The sequence below is a fragment of the Pseudoalteromonas sp. DY56-GL22 genome, assembly GCF_041414715.1.
Classification (GTDB): Bacteria; Pseudomonadota; Gammaproteobacteria; order Enterobacterales; family Alteromonadaceae; genus Pseudoalteromonas; species Pseudoalteromonas simplex.
Map to the genome: position 1 here is coordinate 350,626 of NZ_JANHZR010000001.1, position 19,740 is coordinate 370,365.

The window sequence follows — 19,740 nt, forward strand, 5'->3', positions numbered from 1 at the left end:
AATTAATAGAAAGAGTATTTTAAAGTAAGCGACGTTGTACGGCCGTTGATAGTACGGGCACGAATAATGTCGTTATCTGGTACTGAGCCTTCTTCTGCTTCTGTGATACCTACGGTGTCGAACAGGTTGTTCACGTTAAGCGATAGACTTAAGTTTTCTGATAGATTGTAACTTACAAAGCCATTCACTTGTGTGTAACCATCGAATTCAAGGTCGTTACTGTCTTGTGCGTAAGCATCTGTTGTACCAATAAAGCTTAGGCCAGCAGCACCTTTGTCAAAGTTGTAAGTTGCCATTAATGAGTAAATAAGGTCAGCTTGACGACGTGGTGTATTACCGACTAACTCTGGCGATAACGCATCTTTAGCAATTTCTGCGTCTGTCCAAGTAAAGTTACCACGGAAATCCCAATCACCTATGTAGTAGGTTGATTCAACCTCAATACCTTTTGCTTCGTACTCGCGGTCAAAGAACTTTTGTGATGTTGCTTCGAAGTTTTGCTCTTCAGTTTCTGCATAGAATGCAGTTGCAAATACTGATAGTGAATCAAAACGTTTTTTCACACCGATTTCGTATTGATTTACTTCATCAATTGCATCGGCTTCAGCAACCGAACCGTCTGCTTCTACTTTACCGAATAGTAAGCGGTCTGCATTTGCGCGGCCGCCTTTACTTAAACGGGCAAATGTCGCAAAGCTTGGATCAATTTGGTAGTTCGCACCAATTGAGTATGAGCTGTAGTGCCAGTCGTAGTTAACAATGCTAGGATTTGCATTATCAATACCAGCAACACTTTGCTCAGGAATTGAGATGGTACCGTCGCCATTCATATCAATTGTTGATGTTACGGCACCTGCGTAGTTACCGCGTGCTTCACCTGAATCATAGCGAGCACTTGCATCAATGCTTAAATCGCCAAACTTAGTGGCTAAGTTAATGTAAGGTGCGCGTGTTTCGTATTCTGTGTCGTAGTTACGTTGACAGCAGTTACCCCAGTAAGGTGTACCATAAGCGTACAAGCCATTATCTGAGTAGCTGTCGCCATTTGCAGCGTAAACGTCAAGTAATGCAGCGTTGTCGCCTTTTAGCTCCATAACATATGAGTTCCAAAGCCACGACATATCAATCGATTGGCTTGATGCAAAGTAACCAAACGTAACACTGGTGTCATCAGAGAACGACTTAGTTAACTTAAGATCATTAACAATTGAGCCCATGTCGTTGAGCGTTACATCGAATGTATGAATACGCATTGCTAAATCGTCATCGCCATAGGCTTCGCCTGCTGAACCACCATTTGCATAAACCAGCGATGCACCATCACCAGCAATACTAGAAGCAATAGAGCTTGCACTTGCAACTTCAGCTGGAATAAGAGAAATAAAGTTACCGCTTACTGATGACGTTCTAAAACGATTTTCGATGCGCCAGTCGTTTTCTAAATCAAATGCTGCTTCAAAACCTACTGAGGTAACAACTGGGTTCATACCGTCGGTCATATCGCCCGTGCTGATTTGGTTATCACCATTTAAACGCAGCGTTTGTGTGAAAAGAGCAGAATGCGGCGTATCTGATTGCGCATCGAAACCTGGGATTGAATCGCCATCTGAGTACATAGGCATAGGTAGGTAACCTACGCTTTTATCATCGAGGTGTTTAAAGTACACACGTACATAACCGGCATCAAATTCTTTCGTTAGGTTTGCCTTAATTTGGCCACCTTTATTAGATGTATAACCGGTTTCACGCGGGCCTTCGCCTTGGCGAACAAAGCCACCAATGTGATAGCGCACACTGTCGTTTAGGTAAGTACCATACTCAAAATCCGTACGAATTGAGTCATAATCAAGGCCAACAGTGGTTGATACACTGCCTGATTCGTTCTCACCTGTTTTTGAAATAAAGTTGATGATACCACCTGGGGCATCACTTGCTGCTGTTGATGCTGAGCCACCACGGATTGATTCAACACTTTGTACTGTTGAATCTAAGCGCATGAAGATATCTGCGTTACCAAAGGCAATATCGCCAAACTGCATAACAGGTAAGCCATCTTCTTGTAGTTGCAAGAATTTAGCACCGCCCGATGCAACCGGTAAACCACGTACCGCGATATTTGCGTTACCTTCACCGCCTGTTGATTCTGAACGTACACCCGGAATTGTTCTGAAGGCTTCTGCAGTAGAGCGTGGTGTTGATACTTCAATTTCAGCTAATGTCACACTGCTAACCGATGAGCTTGATGCCATGATGGTTGTACGGCGTGGTACACCGGTTACAACGATAGTTTCAAGACCGCTTTTTTTAGCCTCAGGTTGTGCTTGCTCTTCGGCGTGTAAGTTTTGGCTTACTGCTAATGCAAGCGCGCTTAATGTATAAAGGGCATGTTTGTGTGTTGTCATAATGTGCCTCGTCTCAATCCCAGATGGTTTGTTGTCTAAATTGCTATCTTAATCGATTAAGTAAAGATAACAATAATTTTACACAGTGCAAGTCTTTTTAGTGAAAAACTTGCACGATTTATGTTCGATAATTGATTTTTAACGATTTTTATTTAGTGGCTTAATGCACTGTGCTGCGCTAACGCTTGCTCAGCAGGGTTACGTAAGTAGTTATATAGCATGGCTAAAAACAGTAAACATGCGAAACCTGTTGCGAGATAAAAGCCGTAACGAATGTGGCCAAAGTAGTCACTGATCACACCCATTAATAATGGGCCTGCTGCAGCAGAGAGGGCAGTAAAAAACAAAATAACCCCAGCTACCGCACCGTGCTGTTGCACCGCAAAGCAAGAAATACCTTTTGAGTTTAAAGTTGGGTAGATCATCGACATGAATAGCCCAGATAAAGGGAGTAAGAATACCGCCCAATCAACACCACCGAAGATTAAGCCTAAATAACACAATGCAATTCCTAAGCTTAAATACAGCATCGCCGCTTGCCAGCTTAAGTGATTTAATAGCCACACCGCTAAGAAACGCCCCGCAGCGCGTAAAATGAAAAATAAGGTCAGTGCATAGGTTGCCAGTAATTGCCACGGGCCGTCGTAATCGCCAAGTAGAGTAGGCATCCAAACGTATATTGCTACTTCGGTTGCAACATAAAGGGCAATTGCTAATGAAAAGCCCAGTGCATAAGGGTTTTTCATCATGCTCATGGTGGTTGCAAGAGAGGCCGGTTTTGCGTGTTCTTCTAGCTTTTTAGGTTTAGGGTAATCTGCACGCCAAGCAATTATGGTTAAAATCAAACATAAAACCCCAGCGATAACATAAAGGTAGGTCCAGCTAACCTGTTGGGTGATTAAAAAGCTGACAAGGGCAGGGCCTACAATGGCGCCAACACCAAAGAAACCTTCGACCAAATTCATGGTTTTTGTGTGCTCTAAATTGTTTGTAGAAATATCACCTAACAGTGCCAAAGCACCGGTTTTAAATAGGCCAATAGCAAGACCAATACAGCTAAGCAGCACTACAAATACGCTAAAACTACTGCTTACAGCAAATAGAAAACAACAAATGGTGAAGATGCCGAGTCCTAGCATGATGGTTTGTTTGCGGCCAAAGCTGTCGGCCAAAAAGCCTAAAAACAGGCCACTAAAAGCAATAAGTGCCATCGGTGCATAATGGAAAGCACTGGCTTGGGTCATGCTTAAATTAAATTCTTCGATAAGCTCAGGTATGATCATACCAACCGCATCAGAGGTCATCGCAAACATAAAAAACATCATGTATGTCAGCCATCTAATGGTTTGCAAAGGATCGTGTGTTCTATTCATTGTTGTATCCCCACCGAAAGGTCTGCGCCTTTACTATGTATATTAGTGTATAAAAACTATAAAAACTGCTTGAATAATTTGCTGTCGTGGTTAAAGATATATCTTAATCGATTAAGTTTCAACTTGGTATTAACAATTATGATCAACAATAAAGTGCAATTAATCACCTACGCAGACCGTATTACTGGTCAAGGTATTGATGAATTAAGTAATTTATTAAATGGCCCACTTAACAATGTGTTTGCAGGTGTACATTTGTTGCCATTTTATAATCCGATTGATGGCAGTGATGCTGGCTTTGATCCTATTGATCATAGTGAAGTAGACTCGCGCCTTGGTAGCTGGGACGATATAAAAGTCCTTGGTGCAAACTATGACTTAATGGCTGACTTAATTGTTAACCATGTTTCAGCACAATCTTTCCAATTTAAAGATGTACTCGCTAAAGGCAAGCAATCTGAATTTTGGGATTTATTTCTAACCAAAGATGATGTATTCCCAAATGGCATGTCTGAGGCTGAACAACAAGCGATTTATCGTCCGCGTCCGGGTAGTTGTTTTACACCAATTACATGTGGTGACGGCCAAACCTATGATTTTTGGACCACTTTTACCGATAACCAAATTGATATCAATGTGAAATCAACGGCGGGTATCGAGTATTTAGATACGGTGCTTGGCAAATTTGCTGATAATAATGTTAATATTATTCGTTTAGATGCGGCAGGCTATGCGATTAAAGAAGCTGGCACAAACTGCTTTATGTTGGATGAAACCTTTGAATATTTAAATAAGCTTTCGGCGCAAGCTAATGAAGCGGGTATGGAAACCATTGCCGAGATCCATAGCCATTTCCAAACTCAGGTTGAAGTCGCAAAGCGTGTAAATATGGTTTACGACTTTGCTTTACCACCCCTTATTTTACACAGCTTGTTTAGCAATGATGCGCAAGCATTACTGAATTGGCTAACTATTTCGCCGCGTAACTGTTTAACGGTACTTGATACTCATGATGGCATTGGCATCATTGACGCAGGCCCGATGGGTGATAAACCGGGCTTATTAGACGCTGCGCAAATTGATAACTTGGTTGAAACCATTCATGAAAAGAGCGAAGGGCAAAGCCGCCTAGCGACTGGTGCAGCAGCAAGTAATGTCGATTTATATCAAGTAAACTGCACATATTACAATGCCTTGGGCGCAGATGACTTTGATTACTTATTAGCGCGTGCGATTCAGTTCTTCGCACCAGGTATTCCACAAGTTTATTATGGTGGCCTGTTCGCTTGTGAGAACGATATGGAATTATTGGCTCGTACCAATGTTGGTCGTGATATCAATCGCCCTTACTTAAATGCGCAAGACATTGATGCTGCGCTTGCTAAACCTGTGGTGAAAGGTTTAATCAAGCTGATTCAATTACGTAATGAGCATCCAGCTTTTAACGGTGAGTTTATTGCTAAAGGTGAAGGCAGTGTGTGCCGTTTAAGCTGGCATGATGATACCAGCTCAATCGAGTTAAAAGTTGACTTTGCTAGCCGTGAAGTGATCATTGTTGATCACCGTGAAGGCGAACAAAGTATTGTTGATTTGGCTGACTTTTTAGCTTAACTACTTTGACCCAATTGCAGTTGATAGTCGATTTCGGCTGTTTGCTGCTCTTTCGATAGAAACAAGGTCGCAGCAATACGGCCTTTTTCTTCGCTATTTTGATGAACAGTGGTGAGTTTTGGCACAAATCGTTGGCCTTCATCGATGCCATCAAAGCCAACAATTCTGACATCTTCAGGAACCGATAAGCCCATTTTTAATGCTTCGCGCATGGCGGCAAGGGCGATCAAATCACTCATACATAACAATACGTTTGGCCTTGGTGTACTGCTAAGTGCTTCTTTGGCGGCAATGCTGGCAAAGCGCTCGCTGCTTTCTGGAATATTCCATGTTCTATCATCACCCAGGGTGATGCCAGCATCGCTGATTGCTTGGTGATAACCGCGCAGTCGTTGATGAGCAATCGACTGACCTGCTTCAAACTCATGATGTTCGTATACTCGGCATAATACGTCGTTATCGAGTAAACGCAGGCCTAAAATAGCAACCCGATCATCATTTTTGTGAAGTGCGTGTTTTGCAATATCAAAGCTGGCTTGTTGGTTGTTTACGTTTACTGAGGCATCGCGACCGATATTAAAATCAACCGTTACCACATGTTTGGCAACCTGTTTTAATTGCTCAACAAGTTGCTTATTACGTGGGCGGCCGTAGCAAATAAAACCATCTACAAAGTCGACAACGCTATTTAGGTTATCGCTGTTGCCTGAAAATAATAAAAGGTTAATACCATTTTTTTCGAGCACCGCTGACACACCGCGCATAAAGCTGCTAGCAACCGGGTCAGATATCATATATTCAACGCTGTCTGGTAATACTAACGCAACAATATTAAAGGTGCCTCGGCGCAATGATTGTGCCGCCTTGTTAGGGCCAAAATAGCCAAGCTTTTTACAGGCAGCCAAAATCTCTTCGCGGCGTGCTTTCGATAATTGATCAGGGCGGTTAAACGCATTTGATACAGTGGCATTTGAAACACCTAACTCTTGGGCAATACTTTTCAGCGTCCAACTTTTTGGCTTTGTCATTGTAGCTTCTTAATCGATTTACTTAATTGTAAATTACCATATAAAGAGTCGAAAAAAAGTGTTTTTAGTCATAAAAATAGGCGTACCATAAAAGAATGAGTACGAGGGTGAGAAAAAGGCGAGTAGCGAGTGATTTCTAAGTTACCAAAATGGGTTGAGATTGGCGCATTTATTTTGGCGCTGGTGGCTGGGTGTGTGAATGCAGTTGGTTTACTTAGCTTTGAGCATCAAGCGGTATCGCATTTATCGGGAACCGCCACCTTGCTTGGCACAGATCTCATGCATGGCAATAGCCTTGATGCGTTACATTTATTAGGCGTATTACTGTCATTTTTAGTTGGGTCTGGTATTGCTGGTTTTTTGCTACATAGTTCAGCACTTAAACTAGGTCGTCATTACGACACGGCATTGCTGATCGAAGCAGGGCTTTTACTGGGCGCACTTTGGTTATTATTTAATGGCTCGGGCTATGGACATTTTTTAGCGTCTGCGGCATGTGGGTTACAAAACGCCTTGGCAACAACTTACAGTGGTGCAATTGTGCGTACTACCCATGTTACGGGTATTTTTACTGATTTAGGTATTATGTTTGGTCGGGTTTTTCGTGGCGAGGCGCTTGATAAACGTAAGGCTAAGCTGTTCGGCCTAATCATTATTGGCTTTATATTTGGTGGCTTAGCAGGGGCGTGGTTATTTGCAAAAATGACCTTTGCGGCGCTTTATGTACCAAGTGCCATTTGTATTTTACTCGCCTTAACCTATCGCGTTTATTCTCATCGCAATCCAGAACTTAATGATTAGCAATACTCTTAGGGGTTGCGCCAAAGGCCTGTTTAAATACACGGCTAAAATGGCTTGGGTTATTAAAGCCTAATTGGTAACAAACTTGGCTAATCGCCTCGCCTTTCTCGAGCAATTTATACGCTTTTTGTAAGCGTAATTGTTGTTGCCAAAGAGCGGGCGTAACACCAAAGGCTAGTTTAAATTGCTGATAAAATTTACTGCGGCTCATACAGGCTATTTTACATAACACATCAATATCAATATTCTCAGCAAGGTGCTGTTCTATATAACTAATTACATCACTTAACGGGGTTGCGAGCTTGCCTTGCTTACAACTTGCAATCATTAAATCTCGGCTTTGCTGCTGTAACAGGCGGGTTATGAGTTCATTAAGTGATAAATCAATTAAGTAATCGCGGTGTTGTTCATTTTCGCTAAATAGGGTGATCATGCGCTCAAGCAGTTGCTGAGTTTGCGGGTTATGCTGGGCGTGCACTAACTTGGTTTGATATTGAAAAAAGTCATCCTGGGTAATTTGCTGGTTAAAATTAAGAGCATCAACTACTTGGCTTATTTTATCGGTACTGATTTCAATCGCTAAACAGGTTGTTGGCTGATTGAGAGATGCATTGGGAAAGTCTATTAGCACCCCTTGCTCTGGGGCAAGTACAAATGATTGGTTTGGTAAAAACTCTTCATGATAATCACTGTCGGCAACATGCATGATTTTTTTACCGCTGATCATGCCACAAAATAATAATTCAGTGGAATGTAACGCCACTTTTTGGGCATCTAAGTAAGTGTCGTAAATACTTAATTCAGCATGTTCGCCCGCAAAACTGACTTTATTTTCAATAAGCACATCAATACGTTGTCGTTTTTTATCTAAACTTCTATTGCTGACTGATGTGTTCATAGTTGCCTCGCTGTCGCCCTAAATTCTGGACAAATAGTCAAAAAGTCTGGACTAGGAATCAAGTGTGTTTTCAGTAACTGAGCTAACTTCAATTGTTAGCGGTTCATTAAACAATAACCTACCGCATAATTTAGTCAATGCTAAATAAAACACAACAATTTGAAGAGAGAACACATTATGATTTATGCAAATCCAGGCAGTGAAGGCGCAAAAGTTAACTTTAAAGCGCAGTATGAGAATTATATTGGTGGCCAGTGGGTTGCCCCTGTAAAAGGAGAATACTTTGAAAACATTAGTCCAGTAAATGGCAAAGTGTTTTGTAAAGTACCTCGTTCATCAAAAGAAGATATCGAGCTGGCACTTGATAAAGCCCACGATGCAAAAGCGGCATGGGGAACAACGTCGGTTACCGAGCGTAGCAATATCTTATTAAAAATTGCTGATCGCATTGAACAAAACCTAGAAATGCTGGCAGTGGCCGAAACCTGGGATAACGGTAAAGCAATCCGTGAAACACTTGCGGCAGACGTGCCACTCGCGGCTGATCACTTTCGCTATTTCGCAGGTTGTGTGCGTGCGCAAGAAGGTTCAATCGGTGAGATAGACGAAACCACCGTTGCTTATCATTTTCATGAGCCACTGGGTGTAGTAGGGCAAATTATTCCTTGGAACTTCCCATTGTTAATGGCAGCGTGGAAACTTGCACCAGCCCTTGCTGCGGGTAACTGTATTGTAATAAAACCAGCTGAACAAACCCCTGCATCTATCTTAGTGCTGCTTGAAGTGATTGGTGACTTATTACCTGCAGGTGTTCTAAATGTGGTAAACGGCTATGGTAAAGAAGCGGGCGAAGCACTGGCAACCAGTACTCGAATTGCGAAGATTGCCTTTACAGGTTCAACGCCAGTGGGTTCACATATCTTAAAATGCGCTGCTGATAACATTATTCCTTCGACGGTTGAGCTAGGTGGTAAATCGCCAAATATCTTCTTTAACGATGTCATGGAAAAAGACGATGAGTTTTTGAGTAAGGCGATTGAAGGGGCTGTACTTGCGTACTTTAACCAAGGTGAAGTGTGTACGTGCCCATCGCGTTTATTTATTCAAGAAGATATTTACGAGCAATTTATTGAGCGTGTTCTTGCCCGAACTCTACAAATTAAACGGGGTAATCCACTTGATACCGAAACCATGGTGGGTGCTCAAGCATCACAAGCTCAGTTTGATAAGATCCTAAGCTACATCGAAATTGGTAAACAAGAAGGGGCCGAAGTGCTTGCGGGCGGCGAAGTCGAACAACTGTCTGATGAGTTTAATGGCGGTTACTACATTCAACCAACGCTATTAAAAGGCACTAACGACATGCGTGTATTCCAAGAAGAGATTTTTGGCCCGGTTATTTCAATGTCGACTTTTAAAGATGAAGACGAAGCGTTAGCCCTTGCTAATAGTTCTGAGTTTGGCTTAGGTGCTGGTGTATGGAGTCGAAACATGAACCGTGCTTATCACTTTGGTCGTAAGATTGAAGCGGGCCGTGTTTGGACCAACTGCTATCATATGTACCCAGCACACGCTGCGTTTGGCGGCTATAAAAAGTCAGGCATAGGCCGCGAAACTCATAAACTCGCCCTTGATCATTACCAACAAACTAAAAACCTATTAGTCAGTTACAGTGAGAATCCACTGGGCTTCTTTTAAAAGCAATTTCTTATTGTTGTCGAAACTACCCAAACGCCACATCTAGTGGCGTTTTTATTTTATAACGGGCATAAAAAAGCCCGGCGAACACACAAGCCAGGCTTTTCGACAACAATTTGGTGGAGTCACCGCGTGTGCAGTGACTCGGAATAAAAAAGCTTAGAGAACACACAAACTAAGCTTTTGACAACAATTTGGTGAGTCACCGCGTGTGCAATGACTCGGAATAAAAAAGCTTAGAGAACACACAAACTAAGCTTTTGACAACAATTTGGTTGAGTCACCACGTATGCAGTGACTCGGTATATAAAAAAGCCCAGAGAACACACAAGCTAGACTTTTTGTGACAACAATTCGGTTAGCGCAAACACGCTCAATGGTGTGAAGCTGTTTAGCTTAAAAGCGCTGATGAGTTAACTTTAGAGTAATCCTTCTAATTCGACAAACGATTAAAATAAACCTGATAGATGAATTTTTTTAATCTATTAGCATGTGAAGTACTTTTTATTGCCACAACAATGCCTTAGTGATTAAATAGGGTGTTTTTTAAACATAATAATTATTTAAAATGGATTTTTATGAAACGTTTGACGCTTTACTTATCACTCATCTTTACAGCTCTAAACTTTAGCCCTTTTGGTGTTAATCTATGTCGCGCCGATGAGGGGCGTACAGTCACTCACTCTGAAATTAATTGGTCTGAACTTGCTATAAAAGATGTTGAAGCGGCTTATCAATTATCGGTTATCAATCACCCAGGGATGCATGATGCACGTTACCCTGGTTTTGCTAAACAGCTTGAAAAAGCAAAGCAAGAAGGCTTAAAGCTGGCTGTAAAAGCGCATAGTTCACAAGGTTTTGCTGCGGCTATTGCACGTTTTAGAACTGTACTACAAGATGGTCATGCGGGAGCGATTGATACCTTACCAAGTGAATTAAAACCCCAAAGAAGTTGGCCGGGCTTTTCAACTGTATGGCGCGGTGATGCGTTAAAAGTGTATTACAGCGAATTAGATACAGTTGCCAAGGGCGATAAGCTCGTAAGCTGTGATAATACAGCAATTAATACTTTGCTCGTTGAACGTGTTTTTCGCTATTACGGCGAAGTTGAGCAACCTGGTAGTTGGTGGAATCATGGCTGGCGACTAACTATTGATGACGGAAACCCGTTTTTATCGCCACTTGAAAGCTGCACATTTGAAAAAGCCGACGGCTCTGTTTACAGCTTAAAGTTAAATTGGCGTATTAGGCCTGATGATGTCAGTGGTAAACTTAAACATGCTTACAACGGCGACAAGTTACCAATTGAGCTTAATTGGCCTTTAAAGGATATTGCGTGGATCAGTATGCCAACGTATGCACCCAATGAGCAGCAGCAAGCAGATTACCAAACGATGCTGAGCGCCATTGAACAGCAACATGATAAGTTAATGCAAGCTAAAGCTGTGGTGCTTGATCTTCGCCATAATCAAGGTGGCTCATCGATGTGGAGTGAGCAAATAGCCTCAGCACTTTGGGGTAGCGAACAGTTTAAATATGGCCGCTATGAGTTAGACAAAAATACCCAAGTGTGGTGGCGTGCTTCTAAAGGCAATACTGACTATTTTGGCGATGTAGTCGCAAGCTATGATAAAGCTAGCCCTTGGTATCAATGGTTAAAGACGACTCACGAAAGTATGCAGGCGGCTTATGAAAAAGGTGAACATTTTTATGTTGAGATACCTGCAGCAGAGCAGCCAGCATTGCCAAAAAACGCCAGCAAGTTTACTACACCGGTTTATGTGATTGTGCCAGGGCAATGTGCCAGCGCCTGTTTAGACGCACTTGATAGTTTTAAATTATTTGCAAACACACAGTTAGTTGGCGCACCAAGTAGTACCGATTCTACCTATATGGAAGTGAGGCTCGAAACCCTACCTTCAGGTTTTGCTAAAGTCATTTTGCCGATAAAGGTCTATGTGAACAGACCCCGAGAAAAAGGCTTTTATTATCAACCTGATATTCAATTCAATGAACTTGAATGGACAACGCAAGCGCTTGTTAAAATGATTGCTGAGTTGTAATTAAACAAGTTCTTCTTGCTTTTTTATATTATATGAATACGATCTATATACGTTTCATATATAGGTCGCATGATGGGTATTGTTAAAATAAGCGATGAGCTACACGAAGAAATCCGTAAAGCAAGCACAGCGATGGTACGCTCAATCAACTCACAATCTGAGTATTGGATTAAAATAGGGATGCTTGCAGAGCTTAACCCCACCATGACTTACAGCGATATTATCAAAGAGCAACTTCGTCAAGCTGATGTGAAGGCTAAGGATGTGAGTGATGAGTAAAGTTGTAATTAAAAATGCAGACGAAATTGCTTTGATGCGAGAGTCTGGTCGATTACTTGCTGATGTATTTGCTTATCTCGAGCCTTTTGTAAAAGAGGGAGTGACTACAATGGAAATAAACGATCTCGTTGAGCGCTACATTGTTGAGCAGTTACAAGCAAGGCCATCAAGTAAAGGGCAGTACGGCTACCCTTATGTACTAAATGCCTCTGTGAACGAGGTGGTATGTCATGGTTTTCCAAGCGAGAAGGGTATTTTAAAAGCAGGCGATATTGTGAATATTGATATCACTCTTGAGAAAAATGGCTATTTAGCTGACTCGAGCAAAATGTACTTAATTGGAGATGTATCGCCTTTAGCAAAGCGTTTGGTAGATAGTACCCAGCAAGCCCTGTGGCACGCGATTAAAATGGTAAAACCAGGCGTGAGGCTGGGGGATATTGGTAATGCGATTGCAAACTTTGCTCATCAACATGGTTATAGTGTGGTTAAAGAATACTGTGGTCATGGTATCGGCCAGCAAATGCACGAAGAGCCACAGGTATTACATTATGGCAAGAAAAATACCGGGCTGGTATTAAAAGAGGGGATGACCTTTACAATTGAGCCAATGATCAATCAAGGGGCTGCTAAAGTAAAAACCAAGCCTGATGGCTGGACTGTGGTTACAAGAGATAAAAAGCTTTCTGCGCAATGGGAGCACACTTTAGCAGTAACGGCTGAGGGAGTTGAAGTGTTGACCTTACGCGAAGAAGAGCAACACTTTTTAAAATAAATTGTGTTAACAGGCTAATTCAGCAACGGGCTCTTCTGCTAGCCAGTTAAGGGCCGCAGTTCTTGATTTAAAGACATTCATTATCAAGCCTGCACGTTTATACAAATTGCAGTAGGTATCACTCAGCAAGCTACCGCCTTCAAGCCCATCTTTTATGACTAAGGCTGTTTTGGCCGGTGCAATGCCCTTACGCTTGAGTTCAACAAAATACACCATTAACTTTTCAAGTGCATCAGGGGTTGCCATACACGAATTTTTAAATTCAACTAATTCAAACCACTGGCCGTAATCAGCGTTGAGCTTATTGATGTAATCCTTTTGCATAAAAGAGTGCGCGTCAATAATCTCTTCATTGAAAGGACCTGTTGCGGTTGTTAAAAGTGTATTTTCACGTTGATAAAACTCAACAAGGCCGTGAGGTTTAAAGTTTTTGAATGGATAATGGTTTGTTGATACTTTTTTATGCATCCGTTCAATCCCTGAATGTTTATTGAGCTTTTGATAATAGCAGTGAAATCAACGAATTCAATCTTTTGGTTTGGGTTTTCTTAAAAACTAGTGAAAAAGCACTGGTTTTGCTACCAGGTAGAACCTGCTTGAATGTATATAGCATTTTGTTCAGGACCATGGGCTACATCTAAACCAATGCTGATACCGTAATGTTCATCAATCAAATAGCGAAACCCTGCACCCACAGTATCAATGGTTTCAGCCTTTGATAAGTCAGAAAAGCTATCGGCTGCCCAGCCCATACCAGTAAACACATTGAGTTTTATTTTATGTGTGACTTTATAGCTTGCTTCAGCTTCAGTAACAAATACATCTAGGCCTTGATAACGCGTTGCTGACACCCCACGCAAGCTAATACTTGGCGGAATGTAAACCGGTAAGCGTTTCTCACCTCGATTATTAACCGAGTCATACTGCATACGTAAAGCAAAATTAAACTTATCGGTGTAACGCCAATAGTTTAAGGCGGTTAGCTTTAGACTGGTGTAATCAACTTTACTGCCAATAGCCTCATCAAAATATAAATATTCGGCCTTGTAATTAAAGCCACGTTCAGGGTTAAGCGGGTTATCTCGGCTATCGTATTCCAGTAGCGGACCGATACCTGACGTATTTACATCAAGTGAAAGGTGCTCCTTGATAATGTCGTTTTCAAGTAAAAAATCTTCGATAGGGTTATCGGCTAAGCTAATATCAACTTGGCGATAAATCTGTTTAAAACCGTAAAAGAAGTTACTATCGTCATAGCGTAACTTAAGATTTTGGAACACAGCAGGACCTTCAATATTTAACGATAATGGCGTGAGAAGCTTTATTTCATCGAAGGTATAAAAATCAAGATTGATACTCGCCCAGCCAACAATCCCTTGATAGCGAATACGGTCTTCATCCCAAAACGTAATGTGACCAACAGCGCCGCCTTTGGTCCCATTTTTAGTGCCCACTAGGCCCACTAAACTAATGCTTTGTGGTAGGGTAGAGCCCTCTTTTTTCTTCTTTTTAGCCTTTTTCTCGTTGTCATGAAAAAAAAGGCCAACAACACCAAGGCCAGGCCCTACAGCTGGTTCTGTAATAAACGTCGGGATGGGCAAAAATGAAATAGGTTCATCAACTTTTTGTTGTTGATTGCTTAATTGTTGCTCGGCAGGTTTTATTGCATATTCATCGTAACTTGATGCAAAGCTTTCAGTGCTTAGTAAACTTACCGCCAACATATTTATTAGTACTACTTTTTTCACTTAATCCCTTACCCTGTAGTTTATTTTTCTTCAAATCTTAATTTATAGTTGATAATTAAACTCGAGACGGTGGTCGCCATCCACAAAGTCAAGGTTTTCATTCCAATTTGCAAAATAGCGGAGATTCATTCGCGGGTTTATTTGGTAACTTGCGGCGAATTCATGAGTTAAAATATGGCTTTGGTTTAACCCATAGTAATGGTCTTTGTAGTTATCACTACCGCCGATAGTGGTTAGCCAAAATGGATTGTAGTTAAGCCATATTTTATCGTTAATTGTCACTTTAGCGTACATACCCACTAAACCATAAGCACCCATAATGGAATAACCACTGTCACGACTGCCGTCATCTTCTAGGGTATTTTCACCAAGCGATGCACCCACACCAGCTAACGGATAGAACGTGAAACGTCCCATAGGTTTTAAAGCTTTAATAAAGCTGTACGAAACATCCATACTTTCGTCAGCAACAAGATTGGCATTAAGGTTATAGTTAGCATCAATTTGCGTTGCACTCATAGAGCTCAAATCAACAGAGAAGTTTCGAAAGCGAAACGAGTCGATAGAATCTGTTGTTTTGCTGTCGCTTTCCCAGCCTAGTGCATCGCCATATATGCCTTTTACTTCAATAACATTCATTCCGGCAGTTGTTGCGATACCTGTGTCGTATGCTTGGCCTACTTTTAAGTTTAGCCCTTTGTTAGTGGTACCAAAGCCTATTTGAGTATAAACAGCCAGAGGATCTGACATGTCTTGTACTTCTTTTTGATTATCCGCATAACTGGAAAATGAAACCCCAATACTAATTAGTGTGATGAGGTGATATGAAGTCATGTGTTGTCCTTACACAGAGATAAAAAGGCTGTTTCATTAGTTAGTTATAGTCTATTTTTTGTTCTTGTTCAATCCTAATTGAGGGCGAAAATATGGGGATCCAGTAGTTAAAATTTATGGGGTATTAGTTTTTTAGTATAGCTAAAAAGTTCACTAAGTATTTGTTGTTAGGTATTAATTATTAATTTCAAAAGCGGTTTATAGAAAATAGGTGGTTTTATTGATAGAGGCCAATGTATATAAAGGTAAGTGCTAGAATCGACCGTTTTTTCATCTATACTGATGAAAGCTCATTGTGAGTGAAAGGTATTGCTTTAACTAATAAAGGATGATTTATGAAAAAACTAATAGCGGCAGCTATTTGCGGTTTGGTTTCAACGGTAAGCCTTGCAGCTGATAAGCCAAACGTATTGGCCATAATGGTTGATGACGTTGCGCCAATCTCACTCAGTGCATACTCACACGGTATGACCTACCCAACCCCTAATATTGATCGCATTGCTAACGAAGGTGCATTGTTTACTGATCATTATGCACAGCCTAGTTGTACAGCGGGTCGTGCTGCATTTTTAATGGGGCAGTTGCCTGTGCGGACAGGCTTAACCACGGTAGGTCAACCTGGTAATCCTCTTGGTATAAAAGAAGCCGATCCTACCTTAGCCGAATTTTTAAAAGCTCGCGGTTATATGACGGCTCAATATGGTAAAAATCACTTAGGTGATTTAGATGAGCACTTACCAACAAAGCATGGCTTTGATGAATTTTACGGAAATTTGTACCACTTAAATGTGTCTGAAGAACCAGAGCAGGCTGATTACCCTAAAGATCCTAAGTTTGTTAAAAAGTTTGGCCCGCGTGGTGTGATTGAATCTTACGCCAATGGCAAAATCACTGATACTGGCCCACTTACTCGCAAACGAATGGAAACGTTTGATGAAGAAGTGTTAGAGCGCTCACTAAACTTTATGGAACGCGCAGTAAAAGCGAAAAAACCATTCTTTATTTGGCATGCCACAAGTCGTATGCATGTTTACACACACCTAAAACCTGAAAGCCGAAATTTAGCGACAGGCATTAGTTCTGAAGAAGATATTTTTGGTAGTGGCTTGATGGAGCATGATGGTCATGTTGGCAAGCTACTAGATAAACTTGATGAGCTAAAAATTGCCGATAACACCATTGTTATTTACACCAGCGATAATGGTCCTGAGCAATCAAGCTGGCCTGATGCAGGAACCACTGAGTTCCGTGGTGAAAAAATGACAACCTGGGAAGGGGGCGTGCGCGTGCCTTTCTTGGTACGCTGGCCTGATGAAATACCAAAAGGCTTAAAGCTCAATGGCATTTCATCACATGAAGATGTTTTCCCTACAGTTGCTGCTGCATTAGGTGAAAAGAACTTACGTGAAAAGCTTAAAAAGTCAGACAAAGTGTATATTGATGGTGAAAACAACCTAGCTTATTGGACTGGTAAAGCTGATAAATCTGCACGTAACTATTTCTTTTATTACTATGAGTCACAACTTACGGCGGTACGTTTTGGTCCATGGAAAATGCACTTCGCGACCAAACCAAATGGCTTATATTACGAAGATATGGTAACTCACAGTATGCCTAAATTATTTAATTTACGTAAAGATCCATTAGAACACTATGATGGGGTAACTGGTTTTCATCAAATCATGCGTAAGAGTTGGTTGATGCAGCCGATTATTGCTAAGTTAAATGAACATGTTCAAACCTTTGTTGAATTCCCTCCACGTCAAGAAGCGGCGTCACTTAACGTGAATGAAGCAATCGAAAAAGCAAAATCACTAAACTATGGGCATTAATTATTAACCATAAGTTGAAAAGGGCCGATTAGGCCCTTTTTTAATGATTAATGCTATTCATCATTTCGAGCTGTTTCACAAACTGCTCAACTTGCTGGTTACCCGGTACCAAGCGGGCTAGGTTTCTGGCATAAAACAGCGCTTGGCTGTAGTTCTCTTCTGCCACATACCACTGTGCCAAACTGTAGCTGATATCTGGGTTATTCGGTGTTAAATTAAATGCGCGCTCAAGGGCTGAGATGGCCGCTGGCATGTTGCCTAAATCTTGTAATAGCAGGGCGTAGGTAAACTGATAGTTTGCATTTTCTTGTGCAAACTGCGCTGCTTTTTGTAAATGGTTAAGAGCGGTGTTTTTTTGTTTTGCGCGAATAAGGCTCATTGCCAGGGCATAATGTATGTCGGCGCTTTCTAGGTTAACGTCTAAGCCTTGTTTTAAGATGGCTTGCGCTGCTTTTTCATCGCCTTGATTACGGTATAAATCTGCTAAATTGACATAAGCGGGAGCAAAAATAGGCTCAACACTGATTGCTTGCAGGTAATGTGCTTTGGCTTGCTCAGGCTTTTGTAATGTGAGCGCCAAATTGCCTAAATTGGTGTGTGAATAGCCACGCTCTGCTTGGTACTCTTGAATGCCTTTGTATTCATCAAGGGCTGCATTTAAACGTTTGCTGTCTTGCTCATTGAGCCCCGTAGGGAAGGGTTGAATTAACATGGCCGCCAGTGCTCGTGCAGCTTCGGCTCTGATAGGCAAATTTTCATCATCTAAAAGCGGGTTCAACAGGCGCCAGCGCTGGTTGATATCAAACGGCATCGCCGCCTCAATGGCTGCTTGGCGTTTTAATGGTTCGCTGTCTTTTACTGAACGAGCAATCGCGACGACAGCATTGTTATCTGGGCTTGCGGCTAAGCGGCTTAATGCTGATGCACGGATGATCTCAGGAAAGCCTTTATCTTGCACGATTTTGGTCAGCATGGTTGATGCATTAGGCAAACGGTTATCCGCGGCATAAAACGCCTCAGAAAAATGCGCAGTGCCAAGGTGCTTTGAATGTGGATGCCAGCCTTTTATTTTAGCAACCGCCCATTGTGGCGTCTTGTCTTCATGGCAGCTATTACAGGCATTTGGGGCATTGGTTTTTAATGTTAAGTCTGGACGAGGTACCCGAAAGCTGTGGTCGCGCCTTGCATCCACTTGCATATAGGTGGTGGCAGGCATATGACAATCAACACATTGGCTACCAGTACTTGCCACTTTATGACCGTGATGTTTTGGCGTGTCGAACACCTCTTGGCTATGACATTGCGTACAGGTTTGATTACCCGGTAGCTTTAATTTACCCGAATGAGGGTTATGGCAGTTACTACATGTTACCCCGGCATTGAACATTTTACTTTGTAAAAATGAACCCCAAACATAGTCTTCGTCCCACACTTGACCATCAACGTGATAAAGCTCTGGAGTGAGTAATGAGCCTTGAAAGTGTTGTAAAAAGCTATGTGGGTCTTTGCGGTCATCAAGCTGTGAGCGGCGAGCATGGCATGTTGCACACACTTGCACTTGCTCGCTTTTTACCAGAGGCTGCACGCTTTGCATACTGCCATCGATTTCTTGGGTAAACAGCGGGGTTTGCTTTTTAATATTATGCGTAAAGCCCTTATCAGCAATACTACTATCGCCATCAGCCCATTTTAAATGCGCTTGTGTGTCGCCATGACACGCTTTACAGCTCACGTTAATGCTTGAATAAGTTGAATCAAAGCTATTCGTTTTAAGGTCAAATTGCTTTTTGAAATCAGTTGAGTGGCAATCGGCACACATATGATTCCAGTTTTGGCCTTTTTGCGACCAATGAAAAAGGTCGTGTTGTTTCTGCTCAGGATGCAGTACAAACCAGCGCTGACCGCCTTCTGTTTTACTGCGTGAGTCCCACGCAAATGGAAACAGTTGTATGTGGCCTTTGCCCATTTCAAACATGTATTGCTGCAATGGCTCATAGCCAAATGTGTATAAAACAGGGTAGTCAGTCAACTTGCCATCAAGGTTTGGCATGCTTATAAAAAGTTGTTGGTCTTTTTGAAAAAAGCGCGCTTGCTGGCCTTGATAGTCGAGGGTTTGTTCGTTGAAATTGCCAAGCACTGAAGCGGGAGTGGCTTTTTCCATAGCATGAAAATGATGGGAGGTTTGCCAGTCTGCAACTTGGCTTTGATGACAGTTAACACACTGGGACTCTGCAAACACACTAAATGCGAAAAAGCTACATAACAGCCAAGCCAATCTCATCACAGAATAAATCCTTTTTATTTTTACCACATGCACTTATGAGTTATATCAGTTTGTTACAGATAAGCAAAGTCGGCTTGTTAAAACGGGGATATAAAAAAGCCCGAGAAGCTCGGG

General features: G+C 41.8%; 15 protein-coding genes. 7 read left to right on the forward strand and 8 right to left on the reverse strand.

All coding sequences use genetic code 11. The features are described 5' to 3' along the window. Window positions 1–2 precede the first annotated feature (2 nt). Together NO991_RS01505 and NO991_RS01510 are read right to left on the reverse strand one after the other, a co-directional pair. Entirely contained in the window at window positions 3–2,402 is a 2,400-nt protein-coding gene (locus tag NO991_RS01505; RefSeq protein WP_371351594.1) for a TonB-dependent siderophore receptor, read from the reverse strand. A 152-nt stretch (window positions 2,403–2,554) separates the two neighbouring features. Next, window positions 2,555–3,775 carry a sugar MFS transporter gene (locus NO991_RS01510; protein WP_054554008.1) on the reverse strand — a complete coding sequence of 407 codons (1,221 nt, stop codon included), beginning with the start codon at window positions 3,773–3,775 and terminating at the stop codon, window positions 2,555–2,557. Between the two features lie 138 nt (window positions 3,776–3,913). Between NO991_RS01510 and gtfA the strand changes: the two genes are divergently transcribed. Then, the gene (gene gtfA / locus NO991_RS01515; RefSeq protein ID WP_300360952.1) at window positions 3,914–5,386 is read left to right on the forward strand and encodes a sucrose phosphorylase; all 1,473 of its coding nucleotides are present in this window, start codon (window positions 3,914–3,916) and stop codon (window positions 5,384–5,386) included. Here the strand turns inward: gtfA and NO991_RS01520 are convergent. Then, window positions 5,383–6,414, reverse strand: coding sequence for a LacI family DNA-binding transcriptional regulator (locus NO991_RS01520; protein ID WP_138599246.1), 1,032 nt, complete (start codon window positions 6,412–6,414; stop codon window positions 5,383–5,385). The two genes, gtfA and NO991_RS01520, sit on opposite strands and share 4 nt — an antisense overlap. Before the next feature lie 129 nt (window positions 6,415–6,543). On the opposite strand from NO991_RS01520, the gene NO991_RS01525 reads away from it, so the two are divergent. Further along, on the forward strand, window positions 6,544–7,215 hold the full coding sequence (locus tag NO991_RS01525; protein ID WP_294410299.1) for a YoaK family protein: 672 nt from the start codon (window positions 6,544–6,546) through the stop codon (window positions 7,213–7,215). Here NO991_RS01525 and NO991_RS01530 read toward each other — a convergent pair. Then, window positions 7,205–8,113 (reverse strand): helix-turn-helix domain-containing protein, encoded by a 909-nt coding sequence (locus NO991_RS01530; RefSeq protein ID WP_371351595.1) that lies wholly within the window; start codon window positions 8,111–8,113, stop codon window positions 7,205–7,207. The genes NO991_RS01525 and NO991_RS01530 overlap by 11 nt on opposite strands. A gap of 177 nt (window positions 8,114–8,290) precedes the next feature. On the opposite strand from NO991_RS01530, the gene NO991_RS01535 reads away from it, so the two are divergent. The 4 genes from NO991_RS01535 to map all read left to right on the forward strand — a co-directional run bounded on the left by NO991_RS01535 (window position 8,291) and on the right by map (window position 12,928). Beyond that, window positions 8,291–9,811 (forward strand): aldehyde dehydrogenase family protein, encoded by a 1,521-nt coding sequence (locus NO991_RS01535; RefSeq protein WP_371351596.1) that lies wholly within the window; start codon window positions 8,291–8,293, stop codon window positions 9,809–9,811. Window positions 9,812–10,389: 578 nt separating this feature from the next. Continuing rightward, window positions 10,390–11,874 (forward strand): S41 family peptidase, encoded by a 1,485-nt coding sequence (locus NO991_RS01540; RefSeq protein WP_371351597.1) that lies wholly within the window; start codon window positions 10,390–10,392, stop codon window positions 11,872–11,874. 72 nt (window positions 11,875–11,946) lie between these two features. Further along, window positions 11,947–12,153: a ParD-like family protein gene (locus tag NO991_RS01545; RefSeq protein WP_119853080.1), complete on the forward strand. Its 207-nt coding sequence runs from the start codon at window positions 11,947–11,949 to the stop codon at window positions 12,151–12,153. Beyond that, entirely contained in the window at window positions 12,146–12,928 is a 783-nt protein-coding gene (gene map, locus NO991_RS01550) for a type I methionyl aminopeptidase (RefSeq protein ID WP_371351598.1), read from the forward strand. Before NO991_RS01545 ends, map begins: the two co-directional genes overlap by 8 nt. A 6-nt stretch (window positions 12,929–12,934) precedes the next feature. Here map and NO991_RS01555 read toward each other — a convergent pair whose 3' ends face one another. The 3 genes from NO991_RS01555 to NO991_RS01565 all read right to left on the reverse strand — a co-directional run bounded on the left by NO991_RS01555 (window position 12,935) and on the right by NO991_RS01565 (window position 15,510). Next, window positions 12,935–13,396, reverse strand: coding sequence for a hypothetical protein (locus NO991_RS01555; RefSeq protein ID WP_371351599.1), 462 nt, complete (start codon window positions 13,394–13,396; stop codon window positions 12,935–12,937). A gap of 110 nt (window positions 13,397–13,506) precedes the next feature. Continuing rightward, a complete protein-coding gene (locus NO991_RS01560; RefSeq protein ID WP_235523708.1) occupies window positions 13,507–14,676 on the reverse strand; it encodes a BamA/TamA family outer membrane protein in 1,170 nt (389 codons plus the stop codon). Window positions 14,677–14,718: 42 nt separating this feature from the next. After that, window positions 14,719–15,510: a hypothetical protein gene (locus NO991_RS01565; protein WP_199529053.1), complete on the reverse strand. Its 792-nt coding sequence runs from the start codon at window positions 15,508–15,510 to the stop codon at window positions 14,719–14,721. Between the two features lie 335 nt (window positions 15,511–15,845). Between NO991_RS01565 and NO991_RS01570 the strand changes: the two genes are divergently transcribed. Beyond that, on the forward strand, window positions 15,846–17,342 hold the full coding sequence (locus NO991_RS01570; protein ID WP_054553996.1) for an arylsulfatase: 1,497 nt from the start codon (window positions 15,846–15,848) through the stop codon (window positions 17,340–17,342). A 40-nt stretch (window positions 17,343–17,382) separates the two neighbouring features. Here the strand turns inward: NO991_RS01570 and NO991_RS01575 are convergent, their stop codons facing one another. Next, complete coding sequence (locus NO991_RS01575; RefSeq protein ID WP_199529071.1) at window positions 17,383–19,623, reverse strand: tetratricopeptide repeat protein; 2,241 nt, start codon at window positions 19,621–19,623, stop codon at window positions 17,383–17,385. Between the last annotated feature and the right edge of the window lie 117 nt (window positions 19,624–19,740).